Origin of the sequence: Stenotrophomonas sp. SMYL11, from assembly GCF_036320005.1 — a bacterium.
Classification (GTDB): Bacteria; Pseudomonadota; Gammaproteobacteria; order Xanthomonadales; family Xanthomonadaceae; genus Stenotrophomonas; species Stenotrophomonas maltophilia_A.
The window spans coordinates 121,270-141,950 of sequence record NZ_JAWIRS010000001.1 but is presented as its reverse complement, the minus strand read 5'-3'; the positions used below and the strand labels follow the sequence as shown (position 1 = coordinate 141,950).

Here is a 20,681-nt window from a genome sequence, read left to right as displayed (position 1 = left end):
GGAGCGCGGATGCTGCGGGGTGGATCAGATATCGTCGGCGAGGTCGTCGAGGTCCTGCAGGCCACCGCCGCGTGCCAGCACGCGCTCGTAATTGCGGCGGCGTCGCTGGTCGGTTTCGGTGGTGGTCTCGCCACGCTTCCAGTAGCCCCCCACGGCAACATCGCTGCGTGGCAGGCCGACCGTTTCGATGAAGTGGCGGCGCAGGGCACGCATCTCCTCGCGCTCGCCGGCCGCCCAGACCGTGTTGCCGGGCTCCGGCCGCAGTTGGCGCGCCTGCTGCAGCAACGGCGCGTCACCGGTGGCGAGGCGGTGCACAGAAACGCCTTCAATGGCGGGCAGTTCGTCTACCGGGAAGGGGTCATCCGAAGCGATCCAGGCTTGCGCGCGAAGGCCGCTGGGCCACTGCTGGAGCAAGGCGAACAGGGCCGGGATGGCACTCTGGTCGGCGAACAGCAGGGCAACGCTACCCTGACGATGCGGCACCTGCAGATGCGGTCGCGGACCAGTGAGATCGAAGGCGTCGCCGGGCTGCAGCGCACGCACCCAGGCCAGCATCGGCCCCGGTGCCTCGTGCAGCACCACGTCCAGCGTGAAACGGCGCGTCTGCGCGTCGACGCTGCGCACGGTGTAGATCCGTGACACATCGCTGAAGGCGGCGCCGAGCTGGATGCGCACGGCGGTGTTGGCGCGCTGCCAGGGTGCCAGCTCGGCCTGTGGCGGCAGCTGCACGACCAGCCGGAGCAGGCTGGCGCAGGGCTGGGTGACGTCAACCACGTGGACGCGCAGCGCCTGCAGGCCACGGTCGTGGTCTGCGCCGCGCAGCGGCCCGGCCGGGGTGGTGGAAAGGGTGGGCGCGGACATCGACAACGATCCAGAAGGCTGCGAATGCGAATTAGTTACATCATAGTAAACTAAATTGAGCGCCCCGCAACCCAGGCCTGCTGGAGGCGTATGCAGCGCGTTGACCATTGCGTTGCCGCAGACCACCATGACAGCCCTTGCCCGCGCACCGCGCAGGAACCGTTACCGCATGGCTGCACCGAAAAAGACCGCTGCCCGTGGGCGGCCGCCCAGCATCACCCGCGAGCGCATCGCCGATGCCGGCATTGCCATGACGCTGCCGGGGCTGAGCTTCGTGGGCGTGGCGGCGGCGCTGGGGGTCAGCCACATCGCGCTGTACAAGCATGTGGCGAATCTGGCGGCACTGCGCGAGCTGGTGGCCGAGGCGATCTTCGAGCGTTGGCAGGCGCCGGCGCTGGATGCCGACGCCGATGTTTCCATCGAAGCGGACCTGCGCGCATTCCAACGTTCACTGCGGGCGCTGGTGGATGCCAATCCGGGCCTGGCGCCATTCCTGGTCAGCCACGGCGCGAAGACACCGGAGATGCTGGCGCGCATCCAGCGTCACCATGCCGAATTCAGCCGCGTGCATGACCTGCCGCAGGAACAGGCAGCATGGTTGCTGTCGACCGTGGCCTATCACGCTGTGGCCTTGGCTGACACCGTGTATTCGCGGCACGCAGTGGTAGATACCACGCGACGTCCGTTGGATCGGAAGGCACAGGAAACCGAGTTCGACCGCAGCATGGAAGCGTTGATCATCGGTGCGTTGGCGATGTGCGGGCGCACGGCAACGTAGTCGCCAACCTTGGTTGGCGCCGCGATACATCGTTGCCCACCAAGGTGGGCATCTACCGGTCACGCGGCATCCTTGCGCTCCGCATCTTCCATGCCAGGGCTGACGCGGCGACCGATGTCCTTCAACCGCGCCAGCTGATCCACCATCGATGGTGCATCGTCCAGGCTGCCGACGAAGGTCCACAGATAGGTCATCACCGCATACACATGGCCCGGCGTCACACCATCGGTAGTGGCGAGACGGCCGATGGTCAACGCGAACAGCACCGCTGCCGCTGCACCAACGACGACGAAGGCGCCGGCTTCGCGATCGGAGAGCAGGATGCGCAGCCGCGACAGCGTTGTGTAGTGGCGACGCAGCACCGACGGACTGACCCGGTCGACCAGGCGGATTTCATGTTCCAGCCGGTTGTTCAGGCGGCCATGCAGTTGCTCGTTGCGGCGTGCGAACGAGGGCATCAGCAACACTGCGCCAAGCAGTGCGATCAGGCTCGCGGCGCCCACCAGTGGTTCGATCACCAGCAGCATCACCGCCGCACCGAACATCGATACCAGCGCGGTAGCAATGATCGGCACGTGCTTTTCGAAGAAGTCGACGAACTCACGGGCCAGAACAACGCGCGCGGCCGAGGTGGAGGTGGCCTGGCCCAGCCTACGCTGCGCCTGCACCACGTTCACCGCCAGGTCGGCATAGATTCGGGTGAAGGTGCGGGTATCGACCGCACGCCGGGCGGCGCCGACCAGCCAGAACAGCAGCACCACGCCGGCGTAGGAAATGGCGTGGCCGATGTCGCCGCGGATGATCGCGTCCACCGCGAAGCCGGCAAACAGCGGATACGCCAGCAGCAGCGCATTTTCCAGCGCCACCAGCGAAAAGGTGCCGGTGAGCTGCCACGGGTAGGTGCGCAGGATGGCCTTGAGGGTGGCGGCCGCGTTCTGCTGGCCGATGCTGCCGGCGGCGGCCGCCGGATCGTGCGGGTGTTTCATTGGGGTGCCTGGGCAAGGTGGAGGCAGGGCAGGGGGCCGGATACCTGCCGCCTCCCTGGTCACGCCCAGTATCGGCGGCCCTTTGGAGCGGGTATGGAGGGACGATGGAGATTGCGTGGAGAAACCGGCGCCGTTCAGCGATTCGAATGCCCACCAAGGTGGGCCGCTACCAGGGCAGTGTCTACCGCCTCAACGACGCGAATGCACCGGCCAGCGGATTTCGAAGGCACTGCCACCACGTTCGGTGGCCCGGCATAGCGCTGTTCCGTGATGGGCAACGGCAATCGCACGCACGACCGCCAGGCCAAGCCCGGAGCCACCGCTCTGCCGCGAACGCGAGACATCGGTGCGCTGGAACGCCTCGAAGATGCTGTCGCGCAGCTCGTCCGGCACGCCGGGGCCGCCGTCCTCCACGGCCACGGTGCAATGGCCTTCGGCCAAGGTGACGGCCACCCGCAACGGGCAGGGAATGGCATGGCGTCGTGCATTCTCCAACAGAGCCAGTACTGCCTGGCGGATGCGTGCAGGATCGCAATCGGCCAGCGATGGACGCGCGTCCAGCGTCACCGAGAAACCGCTCTCGGTCAGTGCCTCGGACATCGCTTCCACCACCGCGGCCACCTGCACGCTGACATCGCTGCGCTGCAGGCGCAGATCCAGGTGACCACTCTCGGCCAGGCTGACCACGCGCAGGTCCTCGATGATGCGGGTGAGGCCTTCCAGCTGGGTGAGCATGCTGTTGAACTGCTCAGGCCCCGGCTCGAACACGCCTTCGGCGATGCCCTGCAGGCGGCCGCGCAGGATGGTCATCGGCGTGCGCAGTTCGTGCGCGATCGCGGCGTTCCAGAACACCCGGTTCTCGGACATCCGGCTCAGCCGTTCTGCCATGGAGTTGAAATCGCTGACCAGGGTGGCCGCTTCGGCCATCGTGGTGTCACCACCGCGTGCACGCGCCTCCAGATCGCCACTGGCGACCCGGCGCAGGCTTTCGGCCACCGAGTTCAACGGAGTGATGATGCGCCGGGTCAGGCGCGATGCGACCAGCGTGGCGAAGATGACGACCACCGTGGCGGTCAATCCGATCCACAGCCATTCCAGCCCGGACGGCATGATCGTTTCCGGCTCGTCGTACCAGCGTGGATAGAACACCTCCATCAGGTAATAGAACAGGTAGAAGCCGCTGATCGACAGCACCGTCGAACACAGCGAGGCCACGGTGATGGACAGCGTGATCTGGCGTCCGATGCTCTTGCCTTTGGGGTTCATCATTCAGTCCAGAAAGCGGTAGCCGACGCCGCGGATGGTGGCGGGAATGCCGATCACGCCGACATCCTCCAGCTTGCGCCGCAGTTTGCTGACATGGCTGTCGACGGTGCGTTCCTGCGCGTCGCCCTCGGGCAGGCAGGCATGCAGGAGATCGGCCCGCGCATGCACCTGCCGTGGCGCACGCGCCATGTGCACCAGCAGCCGGAACTCGGTGAGGGTGAAGTTCAGTTCGTGCACCTGCTCGCCATGGCGCACGGTCACCTCGTGGCTGCGCAGGTCGATCTCGAAGGGTCCTTGGCGGATCAGCCCGTTGGGTTCTTCGGCCACGGTGCGGGCACTGCGGCGCAGCACGGCCTGGATGCGGGCGACGATCTCGGCCGGATTGAACGGCTTGGCCACGTAGTCGTCGGCACCCACGCGCAGGCCGGTCAGCTTGTCCACGTCCTGGTCGAGCGCGGTGAGCATGATGACCGGGGTATTGCCGATCCGCCGCAGTTCGCTCAGCACCTGCCAGCCATCCAGTTTTGGCATCTGCACATCCAGCAGCACCAGGTCCGGGCGCAGTTGGCGGTGGCTGGCGAGTGCCGCCTCACCGTCGGCGGCGCGGGCGCTGCGCAGGCCGGAACGGGTCAGGTAGGCACTGAGGATGTCGGCGATTTCGCCCTCATCTTCGGCAATCAGCACCAAGGGTGCCTGTCGGTTACGGAGATCGTGTTTCATTGCGTGCTGCAGGTTCGGGGCAAGGGCGGTCAAAGGCGGGATCAGGGGCACGGTCATCGTCGGTATTCCATTTCCTGCGCCTCTTCGTTGGCAGCCCAGGCCAGGGTGGCCAGCACCAGCGTGCGCCGCAGGCTGGGTTCCACTGCACGTGCGTCGCGCAGCTGCTGCAGCATCAGGGTGGACACCGCCGCCGGCAGCTTGCTCCAGCGCGAAGCCATGGGAGTGGCGTTCACCCGGGCCTGCAGCCGCGAGGCCATGCCCACGATGGTGCGCAGGCGCACTGCCAGCAGGGCGGCGACCACGGCGGTGGCAAGGGCAAGCAGGAGATGCAGGGTGACGTTGGCCGCCGGGTGCGTTGTCGCCCAGACCGCCAGGCCGATCAGCGCCAGCGCTGCGAGGGATCCGGCGCGGCGGGTGCGGCCGGGCCCATCACTGCGGAACCCCACCAGCGCGGCGGCCCCGAAGCCGGCCAGCAATGGCAGTACCGGATACGGCGCGACCCACATCCATGTGCTGGTCGATGCCAGCACCAGTGCGATCAACCACGGCGAAGGCGCACACCACGCCAGGTAGGCATGGCGTACATCGATGGGTGGCAGGTCTGGGTAGGAAGGGGACACGGCAGGCTGGCAGTCGGCGAGGCCGACGAGGCTAGCGACCGTTGATGGAGACTCGGTCGAGATTGTGTCGAGATTGCGTGGACGCAGGCTGCAACATTCATGCGCGGGGCTGGTGCCTGAACGGCTGCCGCGCCTCCATGCAATCTCCACAGTGGCTCCAGGAAACGTCCATCCGTGGCTTCCAGACTGCAGTTTCGGCGGTCGCACGGGGCGACTGCACGCAGCCGGGCGTTTCGATGAGCAACCACAGGACCTGGATCATTGCCGCCACCGTGGCCACATTGGCCGCCGCCGCTGGATGGTGGGCATTTGCCGGCGGCGATGATGCCGCATTGATCACCGCGCCGGCAAGGATGGCGGATCTGGAGAAGACCGTACAGGCGGTCGGCCGGGTCCATCCCAAGGAACTGGTGGCGGTGGGCGCGCAGGTGTCCGGCCAGGTCAAGCGCCTGCATGTGGTGCTCGGCCAGCGCGTGCAGGCTGGCGATCTGATCGCCGAGGTCGATTCGCAGCCGCAGCGTATCGCCCTGCGCAGCGCTGAAGCGGCCACCAACACGCTGCGTGCCCAGCATGCCGCCAGCGAGGCTCGCTATGCGCAGGCCAGTCGTGCTTACCAGCGGCAGTCGCAGCTGGTGGCGTCGCGCCTGGTGTCACAGGAAGGCTTCGAAGCCGCGCGCGTGGCGCGAGATGCGGCACGTTCAGAGGTGGCCGCGCTGCAGGCGCAGATCGACCAGGCAGTGACCCAGGTCGAGACCGCACGGATCAACCTGGGCTATACCCGCATCGTTTCGCCCAGCGACGGCTACATCGTGGCCATCGTCACCAAGGCCGGGCAGACGTTGAACTCGATGCAGACCACGCCGACCATCGTGATGCTGGCGCAGATGGATACGATGACCGTGCGCGCCGAGATCGCCGAGGCCGACGTCGAGCTGGTGGCACCGGGGCAACCGTTGTGGTTCTCGACACTGGGGCCGAGCGGCCGCCGCTATGAATCCCACCTGCAGCAGCTGGAACCGGCGCCGTCCTCGATTGCCGACGTCGCCACCGGCAATGCGGGTGGCTCTGCGCAGACGCCGAAGGCGGTGTACTACGCCGGGCTGTTCGACGTGGCCAATCCCGGCCTGAAGCTGAAGCCCTCGATGACGGTGAAGGTGACCCTGCAGCTGGCACGGGTTGCCAACGCGCTGCAGGTGCCATTGACGGCGCTGACCTCGTCGGATGACATGGACGGCAGCCGCGGAACCGTGCGCGTGGTCGACGCCAAGGGCCGCCCCCAGGAACGTGCGGTGACGACCGGCCTGCGTACCGCCACCGCCGTGCAGATCCTGTCCGGCCTGCGCGAGGGCGAGAACGTGGTGGTCGGCCAGGCGCCCAGCGGTGGCGAATCCGAACCGACCAGCCTGCTGGGGATGTGAGCATGGCCGACGCACTGCTGGAACTGCATGGCGTATCGCGCGCCTATCGCTCGGCCGCCGGCGAGGTGGTGGTGCTGAAGGACGTTTCACTGCGCATCGATGCCGGCGAGTTCATCGCCATCATCGGCCCTTCGGGCTCGGGCAAGTCCACGCTGATGAACATCCTTGGCTGCCTGGACCGGCCGACCGAGGGCAGCTATCGGATGAACGGCGAGGCCACCGAGCAGATGGCGCCGGACGCGCTGGCACGCCTGCGCCGCGAATATTTCGGTTTCATCTTCCAGCGCTACAACCTGATGGAGAACCTGAGTGCCACCGAGAACGTGGCGCTGCCGGCAGTCTATGCCGGCGTGGAGGCGGACGTGCGCACTGCCCGTGCACGCACGCTGCTGGAAACGCTGGGGCTGGGAGAACGCATGGCGAACCGGCCGAGCCAGCTGTCCGGCGGCCAGCAGCAGCGCGTGTCCATTGCCCGTTCGCTGATGAACGGCGGCGCCATCGTGTTGGCCGATGAACCCACCGGCGCGCTCGATCACGCCAGTGGCCAGCAGGTGATGGCCGAGCTGAAGCGCCTGCATGTGCAAGGGCATACGGTGATCCTGGTGACCCATGACGCTGCAATTGCCCGGCATGCCGGCCGGGTGATCGAGATCGCCGACGGACGTGTGGTCGCCGATCGTGGTGACAGGGCGCCGGTGGTGACGCCTGCTGCGTCCATCGCCGAACGCGGTCCGCCTTTGACTGCCGAGCGCCGCGCACGCATGGATGCGATTCGCGAAGCCGCGCGCATGGCCGTGCGCTCAATGCTGGCCCATCGCCTGCGCACGCTCCTCACCATGCTCGGGATCATCATCGGCGTAGCGGCCGTGGTGACCGTGGTTGCGCTGGGCAAGGGGGCACAGGCGCAGGTTGAATCACAGATCAACGAACTGGGCGCCAGTACGCTGGAGATCTTCCCGGGCGCGGATTTCGGTGACCCGCGTTCGGCGGAGATCGAGACGCTGGTGGTGGGCGATGCGGACCATCTTGCGGCGTTGAGTTACGTGGACAGCGTGAGCCCGAACCTGAGCGGATCGGTGGCAGCGCTGCAGGGCAACCGGCGTGCCAACACCCAGGTGCTGGGCGTGGGGGCCGACATGCCGCGCGTGCGTGGGCTGCGGCTGAAGGCCGGCCGCTTCTTCACCAACGCCGAAGTGGAGGCGCACCGTGCAGTGGGCGTGGTCGACCAGAAGGCGGCCAAGGCGTTGTTCACCGGCAACCCGATCGGCAGTACGGTGCTGTTGGGCGGCATGCCGGTGGAGGTGATCGGTGTGGTGGGGGCCACTGCGTTCGCGGGTGGTGCAACCCCCACGGTCTACGTGCCGTACACCTCGGCCGCCTCGCGGCTGCTGGGCAGCCAGCGCCTGGAGAGCATTACCGTGCGCGTACGCGACAACATACCGACCAATGCCGCCGAGGCCTCGCTGGGCGCCGAGCTGGAGCGCCTTCATGGGCGGCGTGATTTCTTCATCTACAACGCCGACCAGATCCGCAAGGCGGTGATGAAATCCAGCCAGACCATGGCCGCGTTGGTTTCGGCCATCGCAGCAGTGGCGCTGGTGGTCGGTGGGGTGGGGGTGATGAACATCATGCTGGTCTCGGTGAAGGAGCGCGTGCGCGAGATCGGCGTGCGGCTGGCAGTGGGCGCGCGGCAGGGCGACATCCTGCGCCAGTTCCTGATCGAGGCCGTGCTGATCTGCCTGTTCGGTGGCGTGCTGGGCGTGCTGTTGGCGTTCGGGGTGGGCGCGTTGTCCAGCCTGCTGTCTTTGGGTGTGCCGTTCCTGTTCACCGCGGGGCCGGTGCTGGTGGCATTGGCGTGCTCTTCGGCCATCGGGCTCGGGTTCGGCTACTTCCCGGCACGCAGCGCGGCGCAGCTGGACCCGATCCAGGCGTTGGCGGCGGAGTGATGGCCTGTCCACCTATGGATAGCGCCGGGGCATGCCCGGCGCGATCGGTCAGGCCGCGTAGACCTGCGTGTCCACATATTCCGACAGCCCTCGGCAGGCCAGCAGCAGGCCCTCGCGCACGTCATTGCCCACCTGCTGCGCTTCGTCGCCATCCACGCGCACGCGCTCGCTGGCATGCAGCAGTTCCAGCAGCACCGTCAGGCCCGCGTTGGCCCGGTTGATGCGCGCCAACGCCGTGCACTGGCCCGGCGCGCGCCCCTTGCGCTGCAGCGGCTGGCCGTCGGCCGCGTCCACTTCGCGGATGCGTTGCAGGCACGCCAGCAAGGTAATGCCGTTGGCAGCGGGGTTGGCGGCAAGGGTGGTTTCCAGCGGGCGGGCAGTGTCGTCGGGCAGCTGGCGGGCGGCATCGCCCAGCGTGGCGAACAGATACGGGTAGTGGTTGGCGCTCATGGCGGCTTCCTCATGTAGATGACGAAGGTGCCACCTGGCTTAACAGCAAGGTGGCGGACAGTGCGTGGTTGCAATACCGGTGACAATTCATGCGAAACGCCGGCGGGCACGAGACCCCCACGCACCGCCCGCCATAGGTGCGCGGACAGAATGCCTGCCGACGCCGCTCCACAAGGAATGAGCGACGCCGGCAGACAAGCGTAAACAGCATGAATCATCAAACGGGATTGCAAGCCCGTGCCACCCGTTGTCGGTGGCTCGACATGATTTGCATGCAGCGCCATGACTGCCAATGAGAATAGTTGGAAAGTTCGAATTTATTGGAAATCCAGCGTCGGGGCGCGAGAACGGGATCAGGCATGCCAATCGCGACACTCCGGTAGGGCCGAGCCCATGCCCGGCTGCTGTCCGGCCAGTCCACGATGAACCCTGCGCAGCGCGCAGCACGCCGAGCATCGGCTCGGCTCTGCAACCGCGGTCTCAGGATGTTGGACGGGGATGCTGGCGCACGCGTGCGCGCTCGCGATACAGGCGGCTGTCGGCACGCTGCAGGGTATCGGCCACCGATTCGCCGGGAGTGTGGTGGGTCGAACCGAGCGAGAACGGCGTGGGCGACTGTCCCGCCTGCTGCACATACCACTGCTCCAGTGCGGCCAGCCGTCCCGGTTCCGGCGCAGTCAGCACCACCATGAATTCGTCGCCGCCCATGCGCACCACATTCTCCGCCGCACCCAGCGGGGCACGCAGGAAGGCGGCAAACTCGACCAGCACCGTGTCACCCCGCGCATGGCCCTGGGTGTCGTTGATCTGCTTGAAATGATCCAGATCGAACATCAGGCAGGCCCATGGCTGGTCGATCAGTTCGTCCAGGCGTGGCAGGAAGCGGCGGTTGTAGCTCTGGGTGAGCGGGTCCTTGAAGGACATCTCGCGCAGTTGCTGTTCCTGCATCCGCAGCGCCGTCACGTCCTGCGCATGGCCCAGCACGTAGGGGGGATTGGCCTCGCTGTCGAGCACGTTGTGATAGGCCCAGAAATGGCGGGTGCCATCGGCGGCGATCAGCTCGATGACGCCGGCGTCGGTGTGGTTGACTGCGATGCGTCCCAGATACGCCTTGAAGGCGACCCGCTTCTCCGGCGGCATCAGGTCGCACAGGCTGCGCCCGATCATGTAGCTCTCGTCGAAGCCCAGCGACTGCACGGCCGCCGGGTTCACCGAGGTCAGCACGCCATCCAGTGTGTGCGTGCAGATCAGGCCGAGGCTGTAGTGGAACAGCCGCCGGTAGCGGGTTTCGCTGGCCTCCAGGGCATCCAGCGCGGCACGCTCCTCGGTGATGTCCTGGATGGCGCCGACCAGCCGCGGTCGGCCATCGACCTGCTGCCGACCTCCAACCACGCGGGTCCAGATGGCGCGGCCATCGGCTGTGGTCATCGGCAACTGCACCTCCCACGAGGTGCCTTCATCGATGCAGCGCTGCACCGCTGTGCGGATGATGTTGCGGCTGTCTTCGCGATAGAACGACAGCGCGGTCTCGAGCGTCGGTTCGAAGTTGCTGCGCACGCCGTGGATCTGCTTGGTCTCGCGGGTCCAGCGCACTTCGTTGCTGGCCAGGTCCATTTCCCAGCCGCCGACCCGCGCCGCACGGTTGGTGCGTTCCAGGAAGTCCTCGCTGCGCTTCAGCTCACGATGCAGGGCCTTGGCCTGGCCGACCTGCGCCATCAGCGTGCTGCGCTGCTCCAGTACCTGGGTGGTGACCCGCGCCAGATGCACCATCAATTCGCGCTGCGAGGGAGACAGCACGCCCGGCATCGGGTCGAGCAGGCACAGCGTTCCTATGCGCGCGCCGTGCGCCGAGCCCAGCGAGATGCCGGCGTAGTGGCGGATGCGCGGGCCACCGGTGACCAGCGGATTGGTGGCGAAGCGCGGATCCTGGCGTGCGTCCGGGATCTCGAACAGCGCGTCCTGCTGGATGGCATGCGTGCAGAACGAAATCTCGCGTGCGGTTTCGCTGACGCCTTCCAGCCCGATGTTGGCCTTGAACCACTGCCGCTCGTCGGCCACCACCGAGATCAGCCCCATGGTCATGCCGGTGGCGGCGCGGGCGGCGGCGACGATCGCATCAAAAACGGGCTCTGGCGGGGTGTCGAGCAGATGCAGGCGGTCGAGTTCAAGCAGTCGTTCGGCTTCGTCCATGGCGCTTTTCAGGGCAGGGTGGCGAGGGCGGCTTCGGCGGCTGTCGGGCAATACGCTAGTGCGTACCGCGTTATGTATCGCCACGACGGGGTGACGCCGACGTGACGCATCCCGGTCAGGGTTTGCGGGGGCCGCGCAAGGGGCGCACTGAAACGTGACGGTGGTCGCGAACATGCCAGCGCCAGGGAAAGTCCACCGCACGGGTGATGCCGATACGGGGCCCGATGACCGGATCCTTGGGGGGAGGCACGCCATCGCTGGCAATGACGATGCCGTGGCTGCCGCTTACTAGATCCGCGCCGTCGAAGCTGCGGTCCAGCCCGAAGGCCTGCGAAAGTTTGCCGGGACCGCTGGCCAGATCTTGGTCGCGCCGGGCCGCGGGGCGCAGTTCACGCATTCGCTCCAGCCCCGCCAATGGCTCGGCGGCGCGCAGCAGGACGGCCACGCCTTCGCCGATCTCGCCGCAGACCACGTTGCTGCCCCAGTGCATGCCGTAGGTGAAGTAGACATACAGATGGCCGGCCTCACCGAACATGCTGGCAGTGCGTGGTGTCTGCCCGCGATAGGAGTGCGCGGCTGGATCAACACTGCCCGCGTAGGCTTCGACTTCAACGATGCGACCCGTTCGGCCATCGTCACGGACCAGGAGTTTGTTGAGCAGCTCGGGCGCGACTTCGACGGGCGGGCGCCGGTAGAAGCTTCGCTGGACAATGTGAAGAGAAGAGGGCAACCAATCCGGCACGGCAGAGGCAGGCTCGGGCAAACGTTGGTAGGACTGTGGCATCGACCAGGTGAAACGAGTGCAGACGCAGCGTCATTCCGGTGCAGGCGGTGCGGCCAGTGCCGCGCGCCGGGCGGCATAGACCTCGGGCGTCTGCGGCTTGATGAACAGTGCCAACAGTTCCGGATACTCGCGTTTTACTGCGGTTTCGATGCGGGTGATGCAGGCCTCGATCTGTGGCGTTCGCCGGTCATCCTCGAACTCTGCGCTGAGCATGGCCACGACCTGCTCCGGGCCCATCTGCATGGTCGTGACGCCGTTGGCGCGGCGCAGGTCCGGATCGGTTTCGGCAACGGCCATGATCCGCTCGGCCACCGCTGGATGGGCCGGCTCACCCACCAGCAGCCCCTTGGTTTCGCGTGCGAGAAGAAAGGCGGTAGCGGCAAGGACGCCTGCGATGCACAGGGACGCCACACCATCAAGAACCGGCATGTCCAGCACCTGGGCAGCCACGAGTCCGATCAGTGCGAAACCCAGGCCCAGCAGGGCCGCGCTATCCTCCAGCAGCACGGTGAAGGTGGACGGGTCCTTGCTGCGACGGAAGGCTTCGAAGTAGCCAAGTCTGCCCTTGGTACGCCGGAACTCCCGCAATGCCACCCCCCAGGAAGCGCCCTCGAACAGGATGGAAATGCCCAGCACGCTGTAGCTCAACGCGTGGTTGCTGGCCGGCTCCGGCCGGCGGATGTGCTGGATACCCTCGTAGGCCGAGACGCCGGCACCGGCCGCGAACACCAGCAGGGCGACGATGAAGCTCCAGAAGTACAGCTCGCGGCCGTAGCCGAACGGATGCACGGGGTCTGGCGCCTTGCCGGCGCGGCGCAGACCGTACAGCAGCAGGAGTTCATTCAACGTGTCGACCAGCGAATGCACGCCCTCACTGAGCATGGCCGAGCTGCCGGAGATGCCGGCAGCAATGAACTTTGCGATGGCAATGGCCAGGTTGCCAGCCAGTGCGGCATAGATGACGAGGCGGGAGCCGGTGGGGGCGGACATTCGGATCTGGGGCAGGGAGAATGCCTGATCTTCCCGATCAATGCGTGCCCGCTGCGTGCACGTAAGGTCAGCGCCCCTTGGGATTCAGATACAGTCGCGCCCCGTCCGACTCTCGATAGCCTGACCAGCGACCTCCACCCGACGCGCGAAACCGTCCGAATACAGTGTTGCTGGTATCGGTGAGCAGCAGTTGGTTTCCGGACAACACCCACCGGTTGGTCGAGAAGAAGCCGTCCGGGCAGCCGGCAGGTACGTACGCACTGTAGCCACCGAACCACTGGTTGTTCTTCAGTTCGATGGTGCAGGTACTGCCGTTTTCCTGGCCCAGCGTCCAGCTGCCGAACAGATCGGCGTCGCGCACATCGCGGTCATCACGCCGGTGGTCATGGCCCCAGTTGTCGTTGCTGTCGTGGAAACCGGAGTCCACGTCGATGCCTTTGCTTTCGCTGCGCGACTCGGACTGCGTGCTGTCCGTAGTGGTGGTCTGCGTGGTCATCGATCCCGTGTTCCGGGTTTCGGTGCTGCTGGATTGCGTGGTCTGGTCGGTGCGGGTGGTCTGTTGGCCGAAGCCGAACGAGGCGTCCTGGGCCAGGGCGGGCAGGGCCAGGGGGCACAGCGCGAGCAGGCAGGTACGGGCGAGCAAGGCGGCCATTGCAGCATCCTCGGCAGGTTGGATCGCGCGAGTATTGAACCCGTAGGGCGGGAGACGGTGTGAGGGCGCGCCTCAACGCTCCTCAATCGGCCATCACCCGCCCAATGGCATCGGCCAGCAGGGCGCGCACCCGCGCCGGCGGCAGGTCCGGATCGCGTACCGCACGCATCGCCAGGCCTTCCACCAGCAGCCGCAGCAGAAGGGTGCGGCCGGCAATCTGCTCTTCGTCAATGGGTCGGCCCAGATTGACGTCATGCTGGCGCAGCCAGGCATGGATCGCGGCACTGGTCTGCTTGTCATGGGTGCGCAGCACCTCGGCCAGCACCGGGTCGCGATGCGCCTCGGCGTTGATTTCCGCATACAGCGCCACGCTGGCAATGGCATTGCCATGGATCGGCAGCACCTCGCCGCGCGCCCATTGCTGGTAGCACGCGAGCAGGCCCTCGACCAGATCCGAGGCCGCCGGCATCTCGCTGATCGAGGCCTGGTCGTGGCGCAGCTGACGCTCGATCAGGGCCAGGATCAGGGCGCGCTTGTTGGCGAAATAGCGGTACATCAGCCCCTGGCTGATCTCGGCCTCGGCGGCGATATCGCCGATCGAACCGGCATGGAATCCGCGGGTGATGAAGCACCTCTGGGCGGCATCGAGGATGCGCCGGCGCTGGGCTTCGGCATGGGCGGCGGCTGGGGCGTCGGCGGGTACGGCTACGGCGGTTTTCGGCGTCATTGCGTGAGGTCGGGGCATCCAGTGGCGGGATAGTACGTCACAAAAGGTGTGAATGAACGGTCATTCATTTGTAATTCCCGCCTCCCAGACTGCGCCGGCCTTCTCCTTCCGCGAATGAGTCCGATGCGCCACGCCCTGCTGCACCGCCCGCTGCTCACCCTCGCCATTGCCGCCGCTCTGCCGGCGCTGGCCCATGCCGAAGACAGTCCCAGCGCCGACGCCGAGGCATCCGCCGAGGCCGCGCGCACCGTGGTCGCCCTCGACCAGGTGATGGTGACCGCGCAGAAACGCGCCACCAACCTGCAGGAGACGCCGATCTCGGTGTCGGTGGTCGATGCCGAAGCGCTGAAGGACCGCAGCGCGATCTCGCTGGGCAGCCTGTCCGATGGCTCCATCCCATCACTGCGGGTCACGCCGTTCGCTACCCGCAGTTCGGCGCTGAACATCGGCATCCGTGGCATCGGTGCCTCCGGCGACGCCAACCAGCCGGCCCGCGATGCCGGCGTCGGCATCTACGTCGACGGCGTGTTCATGGGCCGCGCGCAGGGCCTGGGCAGCATGCTCTACGACGTGGAGCGCATCGAAGTGCTGAAGGGGCCGCAGGGCACGCTGTTCGGCCGCAATACCGAAGGCGGCGCGGTGAGCATCGTGACCAAGGCGCCGACCGGCGAGTTTGGCGGCAGCGTCAGCGCGGGCGTGTCCAACTTCAGTGGCTACAACAGTGCGCTGCACCTGGATCTGCCCAAGGTGGGGGACGTCAGCTTCAAGATCGACGCCGTGCAGGCCAAGCGAGGCGGTACCACCGACAATCCGATGCGCGGCGAGCGCGACTTCAACAGCTACGACAAGCGAGGCGCACGCCTGAGTGCGCTGTGGCAGCCGAGCGATGACTTCTCTTTGTTGTACGCGTTCGATCGCTCCTATGACGCCACCACGCCATATCACACCCAGGTGCTGGTGCCAGGCGCCTACCTCAGCCCCCTGCAGAAGGCCGGCGCCAGCCAGGATCGCCGCGACAGCGCCATCCTCGGCGGTCCGCAGGAAGACAACATCGGCCGCACCAGTGGCCATCTGTTGCACCTCTCATGGACGCTGAACGACAACCTGGAGTTGAAGTCGATCAGTTCCTACCGTGAACTCACCCAGGGGCAGTTCGACATGGGGCTGGTCGATGCGATTTCGGCCTATGGTGGCACAGGCACACCCTTCGGGCGTTACAGCCTGGCCCAGGTTTACCAGCACCAGTACAGCCAGGAATTCCAGCTGATCGGCAATACCTCGCAGGTCCAGTTCCTCGGCGGCGCGTTCTACTACCACGAGACCGCCGGCGACAACGCCCAGACCCCGAACATGCTCGTCTGGGGGCCGGGTGGCAACAGCTATACGGTGAATCCGGCGACCAACCCGCTGGATCTTTCTCGGGTACGCATCGACCGCGCCAGCAAAGCATGGACCGACAGCCTGGGTGTGTTCGGTCAAGCCACATGGACGCCGGAAGCGATGCAGCGCCTGCACCTGACCGCCGGCGGTCGCTACACCCGAGATGACAAGAAGGGCAGCCTGTACATTGTCAATGGTGCGGCGACCAACCTTGCGTTCAAGGACCGCTGGAGCCGCTTCGATCCGATGGTCAACATCGCCTACGACCTCGGCGAACACGCGATGGTCTACGCCAAGTACAGCACTGGCTTCAAGGCTGGCGGTGCCAACTCGCGCTCGACCAACTACACCGCGTTCGGTCCGGAAGAAGTGACGGCCTACGAGCTCGGCTTCAAGTCGCAGTTCTGGGACAACCGCGCCCGCCTGAACCTGGCGGTGTTCGATTCGACCATCGCACACAAGCAGATGGACTTCTCGCTGCCGTTCGACCCGAACAGCGGTGAAACCCGCACCACCATGGTCACCACCAACGCACTGAGCGATGGCAAGTCCCGGGGTGCGGAGCTGGAGTTCAATGTGATGCCGATCGACAACCTCACGCTCGGCCTCAACTACGCCTACACGAAGATCGATGCGCAGACCGCGACCGACCCGTTCGGCGCAGGGGTGCAGGTGACCGTGCAGCCGCTGCTGGCGCCGAAGAATGCGGGCAGCCTGTCGCTGGACTACCTGGTGCCGTTCGCCAACTTCTCGGCGCTGAAGTTCCATGTGGACGGCAACTGGTCCGATGGCTACTACACCAGCGAGTACGACCAGATGCTGACCGACAGCTCGTTCGTGGTGAACGCGCGGGTGGCGCTGGTGGACGTTCCAGTCAACAGCACCGGCACCACGATGTCGTTCTCGCTGTGGGCGCGCAACCTGCTGGATGAGCAGCACCTGTTCTACAAGATCAACAGCGCGGCGCTGGGCCAGAGCGGCATCTTCAACGACCCGCGCACTTTCGGCCTGGACGTGGCCGTCAATTTCTGATTCGAACGGAGAACCCCATGAAGACCCGCCATACCGAACTCGCCCTGGCCCTGATGCTGAGCCTGCCGCTGGCTGCAACCGCAGTTGCCGCCGATGCGCCGCAGGCCGTTTCCACGAAGGCGACGGCCGCCGCCAATGTGAAGCCCGTCGCTGCCGATGCACAGCGTGTGATCCCTCTGCAGGGCGCCTGGAACGTGCGTACGTTCGCCGGCCTCCAAGGCCGCCACGGCCCGATTCCGGCCGATGCGTTCGTGCGCACGGCCGATCTCGGTCGCCTGACCGATGCCGACCGCGATGCCCTGGCCGCGGCCGGCGTGAAGCTGGACATCGACCTGCGCACCGCTGATGAGGAAGCGCAGTCACCGGACCTGCTGGCCAAGGATGATCGCTTCGACTACCAGCGCATCTCGCTGATGGGCACGGAGAAGATGGACCTGCAGAAGATGATGACCAGCTTCCCCGATTCGCTCGGCGAAGCCTATGTGCAGTGGCTGGGCCACAGCCAGCCGCAGTTCAAGCAGGTATTCCAGCGCATTGCCGCGCAGCAGGACGGTGCCGTGCTGTTCCATTGCACGGCCGGCAAGGACCGCACCGGCATCATCGCCGGCCTGTTGCTGGACCTGGCGGGCGTGCCGAAGGCCGAGATCGTGCACAACTACGCGATCTCCGCGCATTACCTGGAAGGGCAGCCGAAGGACAGCGCGATGAACGCGCAGATCATGGCGCTGGTCAAGCAGAACCCGGAGATCGGCCGCAAGATGGCCGGTATGGCCGGTACCGCACCGGACAACATGGAGCAGTTCCTGGCGGTGCTGCACAGCCAGTATGGTGGTGCGGAAGGGTACCTGAAGTCGATCGGGGTCAGTGAACAGGAGATCCAGCAGTTGAAGGTACGGCTGGGGCAGGCTGGCTGAGGGTAGTGCTGGCCGCTGGCCGGCTCCCCTTTGATGTCCAGAGACCAAGGGAATGCCGGCCAGCGGCCGGCGCTCCCCGCAGCCAGGCATGGCCTGGCTCTACTGATCGGGCTTCACCCGCACCACCCGTTTCCGGTACTCATACACATTGTCACCGCGTATGCGCTTTTCCTCGGTGCCGGTGACCCGGCCCACCTGCTGGTCCGAACCGGTCACGGGCTGCGCCTCGATTTCGGTCTCGTGCTCGAAGGAATGCGATTTGTCGGTGTTGCGGTAATAGCGGTACAGCGCCCAGTACAGCGCGGTTGCGCCGACTGGACCTGCCGCCAACAGCCAGAGGCCACTGTCGTCGCTCATGTCGATGCCACCAGGAAGGCAATTGCGAGGGCTTCAATGACGGTGCCGGTAGCAAGTGCCGCCAGCAGCATCTTCCATTGCTGCACGGGCACGCTGCCCATGGTTTCGCCGGTTCGGCCGTTCACCGCGATGTAGTGCAGCATGCCGCCGTTCCTGCCGGGCTGGTGGTACGAGTACAGCCAGACCGGCAGGTACATCGACACCCAGCGGGTGCCATGCACCTCCAGCTGTTCCTGCTCCCAGCGCACGCCACGGTTGTAGCGCTTCACCGAGCCTTCTACCTGTGCGCGGGCAATCGACAGCAGCTGGTCTTCCAGTCGCGGCCGCAGCTTTTCCACATCCAGGTTGCGCTTCTCCGAAGTGAAGCCGGCCAGGTAGGAGGCGTTCCATTTCACAGCGTTCTTGGTATCGAACGGCAGTATGGTGTTGATGATGTTGTTGGTGTTGGCGCGGGTATCCAGATTGCCGCGCTCGGCCGAGGATTCCAGCGGAAGATCGTCGACGGTGAAATCGACCTGGCGTTCGACCTGGTAGACATCGGCGTCGTAGAGGGTGCGCTTGTTCTTCTCGCTGCCCACGGTGTACTGCCGGGTCTGGATCTCGCCCTTGCCGGCCACCGCAGCGCTGGCATTGCTGTCGACGATCATGTAGGGCAGGAACACGCCCACCACGTTTTCAGGAGTGAACTGGTCCTTGAACGCTTTCAGCGCGAACATCCGCCGCTTGTCGACGAACTGGCGGATGCGCGCGACCGCATCGTCCTTCTTGATGTGGAAGGGCAGCACCGCATCGGGTACCGCGCCATTGGCGATCTGCTCGTTGACGCCGAACACGTGGCGGCACCAGTGGCATCGCGCCGTCATCGTGCTTTCGGTGTTGACCGTGACTTCTGCGCCGCACCCGGTACATTTGAACGTCATCAGTGCCGAGGTGTCGGCATCGATGTCACGTGCACCGGAGGCGATGACGGTGCCACGCAGCTGGTCGATGGCCTCGCCCAGCCCGAACTCCTCCTCGACGCGTGCGCCATGCCATTCGTGACGGCAGTACAGGCAGACCAGGATATCGGTACCGGCCTTGGGCCGGATGTCGGTGGCGCCGCATTTGGGGCAGCGGTTGAGGCCGTCCTTCAGCTCGCTGGCCGACGTATCGATGGCCACAGGATCGGGCGCTTCCACTTCATCGCGGATGGCCTGAGGCAGCTTCGAGGTGTCCAGCGGGAAGCTGCCGGGCAGGGGAGGGACGTCCTGCGGCGAACCGGGCCCGTCCAACGACGCCGCCGGCAAGGGCGGTGGCGTCGCGGGCGCGGATCCGGGCAGCGGCGGTGGGCCGTTTCGGGGATCGGACATAGGGTTTGTGCGTCCTGCCGGTTACAGGCCCAGTGCCTTGGCCTTGAGCGCGTCGTAGTCGCTCTGGGTGATCAGGCCCAGATCGAGCATTTCCTTGGCCTTTTTCAGCTTGGCGACCGGATCGTCGGCAGCCGGGGTGACCGGCTGCTGCATGCCGCCGACACCGAACATGCCCGAGGCCATGCCGACGCCGACCAGGCCTGCAGCGCCACCATTCTCGCCGGCAGACTGGATGCCCTGGGCGACACTGGCCTGCAGGTTGGAATTGCCGCGCGAACCGGACAGCGCGTCGGCGCGCTGCACGGTCTTCAGCAGCTCGCGGGTATTGGCGTCGTACTCGATCGAGATGATGGCGGTCTTGACGATGGCCAGGCCACGGTCGGACTTCCACTGGTAACCCTGTTCGACCGCAGCCGAAAGGCTCTGCGCGAAGCCCAGCGAGTCCTGCTGCAGCTTGGTGATGCGGTTGCCCTTGCTCGGGTCGTTGGTATACAGGCTGAAGGCCGGCGCCAGCGAGCCGACCACTTCATTGAACAGCTGGCTGGCGGCGGCGTTGTCCAGATCGGTGAAGTCGAACACCTGGCCAGGACGCAGGTAGCTGGCCGGCACGAAATTCTTCACGAACAGGATCGGGTCGACGATCTTCAGCGTGTACGAACCACGCGTGACCGCACCCACCTGGGTGTTGAGGAAGCCGTCGTCCCAGTAGATTTCCGACTGGGTGCCGAAGCGGTTGTCCGGCAGCTCCTTCAGCGAGACGAAGTAGGCTGCCTGCTGCGAGCCCGGCTGGCCGCCGAACTTGAAGCGTTCCCAGCTCTGCTTGATGAAGGTGCTGACCAGGCCGTCACCGGCGAAGATCGACTGCGAGTTCAGGTCGTCCGAGCGCCACTCGTAGCCGCCCGGTTCGGCAACAAACGCGGTGATCGCGCCGTCCTGGAACAGCAGCAGGCCGTAGCCTTCCGGCACGATGATCTTCGAGCCATTGGTGATGATGTTGGACGAGCCGCTGGTGTTGGAGCCGCGGCCGGCATTGGTGCCCTGCGGCACCGCCGCGAACAGGGCGGCCGTGGACGGCAGGCCCGCCGGCACGGTGTAGAAGTCCTTCCACTGGTCGGCCAGCACACCGCCAACCGCACCCTTCACCGCCTGTACCAGACCCATGACCAACTCCCTGTGATTCGAGGGCAGGCACCATGCCTGCCGAGCTGGACTGAATATAGCAGCGGGCAGGGACCGCCGTGGTGCCGGAAGATGAATCCGG

Annotated in this window: 19 protein-coding genes; 5 read left to right on the top strand and 14 right to left on the bottom strand. The window is 66.0% G+C overall.

Annotation, left to right across the window (positions count from 1 at the left end):
- Positions 1-24 precede the first annotated feature (24 nt).
- A complete protein-coding gene (locus V3B46_RS00675) occupies positions 25-861 on the bottom strand; it encodes a siderophore-interacting protein (protein ID WP_329890841.1) in 837 nt (278 codons plus the stop codon).
- Positions 862-1,030: 169 nt separating this feature from the next.
- Between V3B46_RS00675 and V3B46_RS00670 the strand changes: the two genes are divergently transcribed.
- Positions 1,031-1,639 (top strand): TetR/AcrR family transcriptional regulator, encoded by a 609-nt coding sequence (locus tag V3B46_RS00670; protein WP_329890840.1) that lies wholly within the window; start codon positions 1,031-1,033, stop codon positions 1,637-1,639.
- A gap of 59 nt (positions 1,640-1,698) precedes the next feature.
- Here the strand turns inward: V3B46_RS00670 and V3B46_RS00665 are convergent, their stop codons facing one another.
- From V3B46_RS00665 to V3B46_RS00650, 4 genes are all read right to left on the bottom strand, one after another.
- Entirely contained in the window at positions 1,699-2,625 is a 927-nt protein-coding gene (locus tag V3B46_RS00665; RefSeq protein ID WP_100472544.1) for an ABC transporter six-transmembrane domain-containing protein, read from the bottom strand.
- Positions 2,626-2,814: 189 nt separating this feature from the next.
- A complete protein-coding gene (locus V3B46_RS00660) occupies positions 2,815-3,891 on the bottom strand; it encodes an ATP-binding protein (RefSeq protein WP_329890839.1) in 1,077 nt (358 codons plus the stop codon).
- A 3-nt stretch (positions 3,892-3,894) separates the two neighbouring features.
- Complete coding sequence (locus tag V3B46_RS00655) at positions 3,895-4,611, bottom strand: response regulator (protein WP_329890838.1); 717 nt, start codon at positions 4,609-4,611, stop codon at positions 3,895-3,897.
- 53 nt (positions 4,612-4,664) lie between these two features.
- Entirely contained in the window at positions 4,665-5,231 is a 567-nt protein-coding gene (locus V3B46_RS00650) for a hypothetical protein (protein ID WP_329890837.1), read from the bottom strand.
- Between the two features lie 236 nt (positions 5,232-5,467).
- On the opposite strand from V3B46_RS00650, the gene V3B46_RS00645 reads away from it, so the two are divergent.
- Both V3B46_RS00645 and V3B46_RS00640 read left to right on the top strand, forming a co-directional pair.
- A complete protein-coding gene (locus tag V3B46_RS00645) occupies positions 5,468-6,649 on the top strand; it encodes an efflux RND transporter periplasmic adaptor subunit (RefSeq protein WP_329890836.1) in 1,182 nt (393 codons plus the stop codon).
- A gap of 2 nt (positions 6,650-6,651) precedes the next feature.
- On the top strand, positions 6,652-8,595 hold the full coding sequence (locus V3B46_RS00640; protein WP_329890835.1) for a MacB family efflux pump subunit: 1,944 nt from the start codon (positions 6,652-6,654) through the stop codon (positions 8,593-8,595).
- A gap of 48 nt (positions 8,596-8,643) precedes the next feature.
- Here the strand turns inward: V3B46_RS00640 and V3B46_RS00635 are convergent, their stop codons facing one another.
- From V3B46_RS00635 to V3B46_RS00610, 6 genes are all read right to left on the bottom strand, one after another.
- Entirely contained in the window at positions 8,644-9,045 is a 402-nt protein-coding gene (locus V3B46_RS00635; RefSeq protein ID WP_329890834.1) for a hypothetical protein, read from the bottom strand.
- Between the two features lie 480 nt (positions 9,046-9,525).
- Entirely contained in the window at positions 9,526-11,235 is a 1,710-nt protein-coding gene (locus V3B46_RS00630; RefSeq protein ID WP_329890833.1) for a sensor domain-containing diguanylate cyclase, read from the bottom strand.
- A gap of 115 nt (positions 11,236-11,350) precedes the next feature.
- Positions 11,351-11,977 (bottom strand): DNA-3-methyladenine glycosylase, encoded by a 627-nt coding sequence (locus tag V3B46_RS00625; RefSeq protein ID WP_329891183.1) that lies wholly within the window; start codon positions 11,975-11,977, stop codon positions 11,351-11,353.
- 72 nt (positions 11,978-12,049) lie between these two features.
- The gene (locus V3B46_RS00620) at positions 12,050-13,009 is read right to left on the bottom strand and encodes a cation diffusion facilitator family transporter (protein ID WP_329890832.1); all 960 of its coding nucleotides are present in this window, start codon (positions 13,007-13,009) and stop codon (positions 12,050-12,052) included.
- A 67-nt stretch (positions 13,010-13,076) separates the two neighbouring features.
- Complete coding sequence (locus tag V3B46_RS00615) at positions 13,077-13,661, bottom strand: AprI/Inh family metalloprotease inhibitor (protein WP_329890831.1); 585 nt, start codon at positions 13,659-13,661, stop codon at positions 13,077-13,079.
- Positions 13,662-13,743: 82 nt separating this feature from the next.
- On the bottom strand, positions 13,744-14,388 hold the full coding sequence (locus V3B46_RS00610; protein WP_329890830.1) for a TetR/AcrR family transcriptional regulator: 645 nt from the start codon (positions 14,386-14,388) through the stop codon (positions 13,744-13,746).
- Between the two features lie 123 nt (positions 14,389-14,511).
- Here V3B46_RS00610 and V3B46_RS00605 point away from each other — a divergent pair, with 123 nt between their 5' ends.
- Together V3B46_RS00605 and V3B46_RS00600 are read left to right on the top strand one after the other, a co-directional pair.
- Entirely contained in the window at positions 14,512-16,800 is a 2,289-nt protein-coding gene (locus V3B46_RS00605) for a TonB-dependent receptor (RefSeq protein WP_329890829.1), read from the top strand.
- Between the two features lie 17 nt (positions 16,801-16,817).
- Complete coding sequence (locus V3B46_RS00600) at positions 16,818-17,714, top strand: tyrosine-protein phosphatase (protein WP_329890828.1); 897 nt, start codon at positions 16,818-16,820, stop codon at positions 17,712-17,714.
- A gap of 99 nt (positions 17,715-17,813) precedes the next feature.
- Here V3B46_RS00600 and V3B46_RS00595 read toward each other — a convergent pair whose 3' ends face one another.
- From V3B46_RS00595 to V3B46_RS00585, 3 genes are read right to left on the bottom strand one after another with little or no spacing between them, the layout of a single operon-like run.
- Positions 17,814-18,071 carry a hypothetical protein gene (locus V3B46_RS00595; protein ID WP_329890827.1) on the bottom strand — a complete coding sequence of 86 codons (258 nt, stop codon included), beginning with the start codon at positions 18,069-18,071 and terminating at the stop codon, positions 17,814-17,816.
- Positions 18,068-19,420 carry a TFIIB-type zinc ribbon-containing protein gene (locus tag V3B46_RS00590; RefSeq protein ID WP_329890826.1) on the bottom strand — a complete coding sequence of 451 codons (1,353 nt, stop codon included), beginning with the start codon at positions 19,418-19,420 and terminating at the stop codon, positions 18,068-18,070. Before V3B46_RS00590 ends, V3B46_RS00595 begins: the two co-directional genes overlap by 4 nt.
- Positions 19,421-19,441: 21 nt before the next feature.
- Positions 19,442-20,581, bottom strand: coding sequence for an SPFH domain-containing protein (locus tag V3B46_RS00585; protein WP_329890825.1), 1,140 nt, complete (start codon positions 20,579-20,581; stop codon positions 19,442-19,444).
- Between the last annotated feature and the right edge of the window lie 100 nt (positions 20,582-20,681).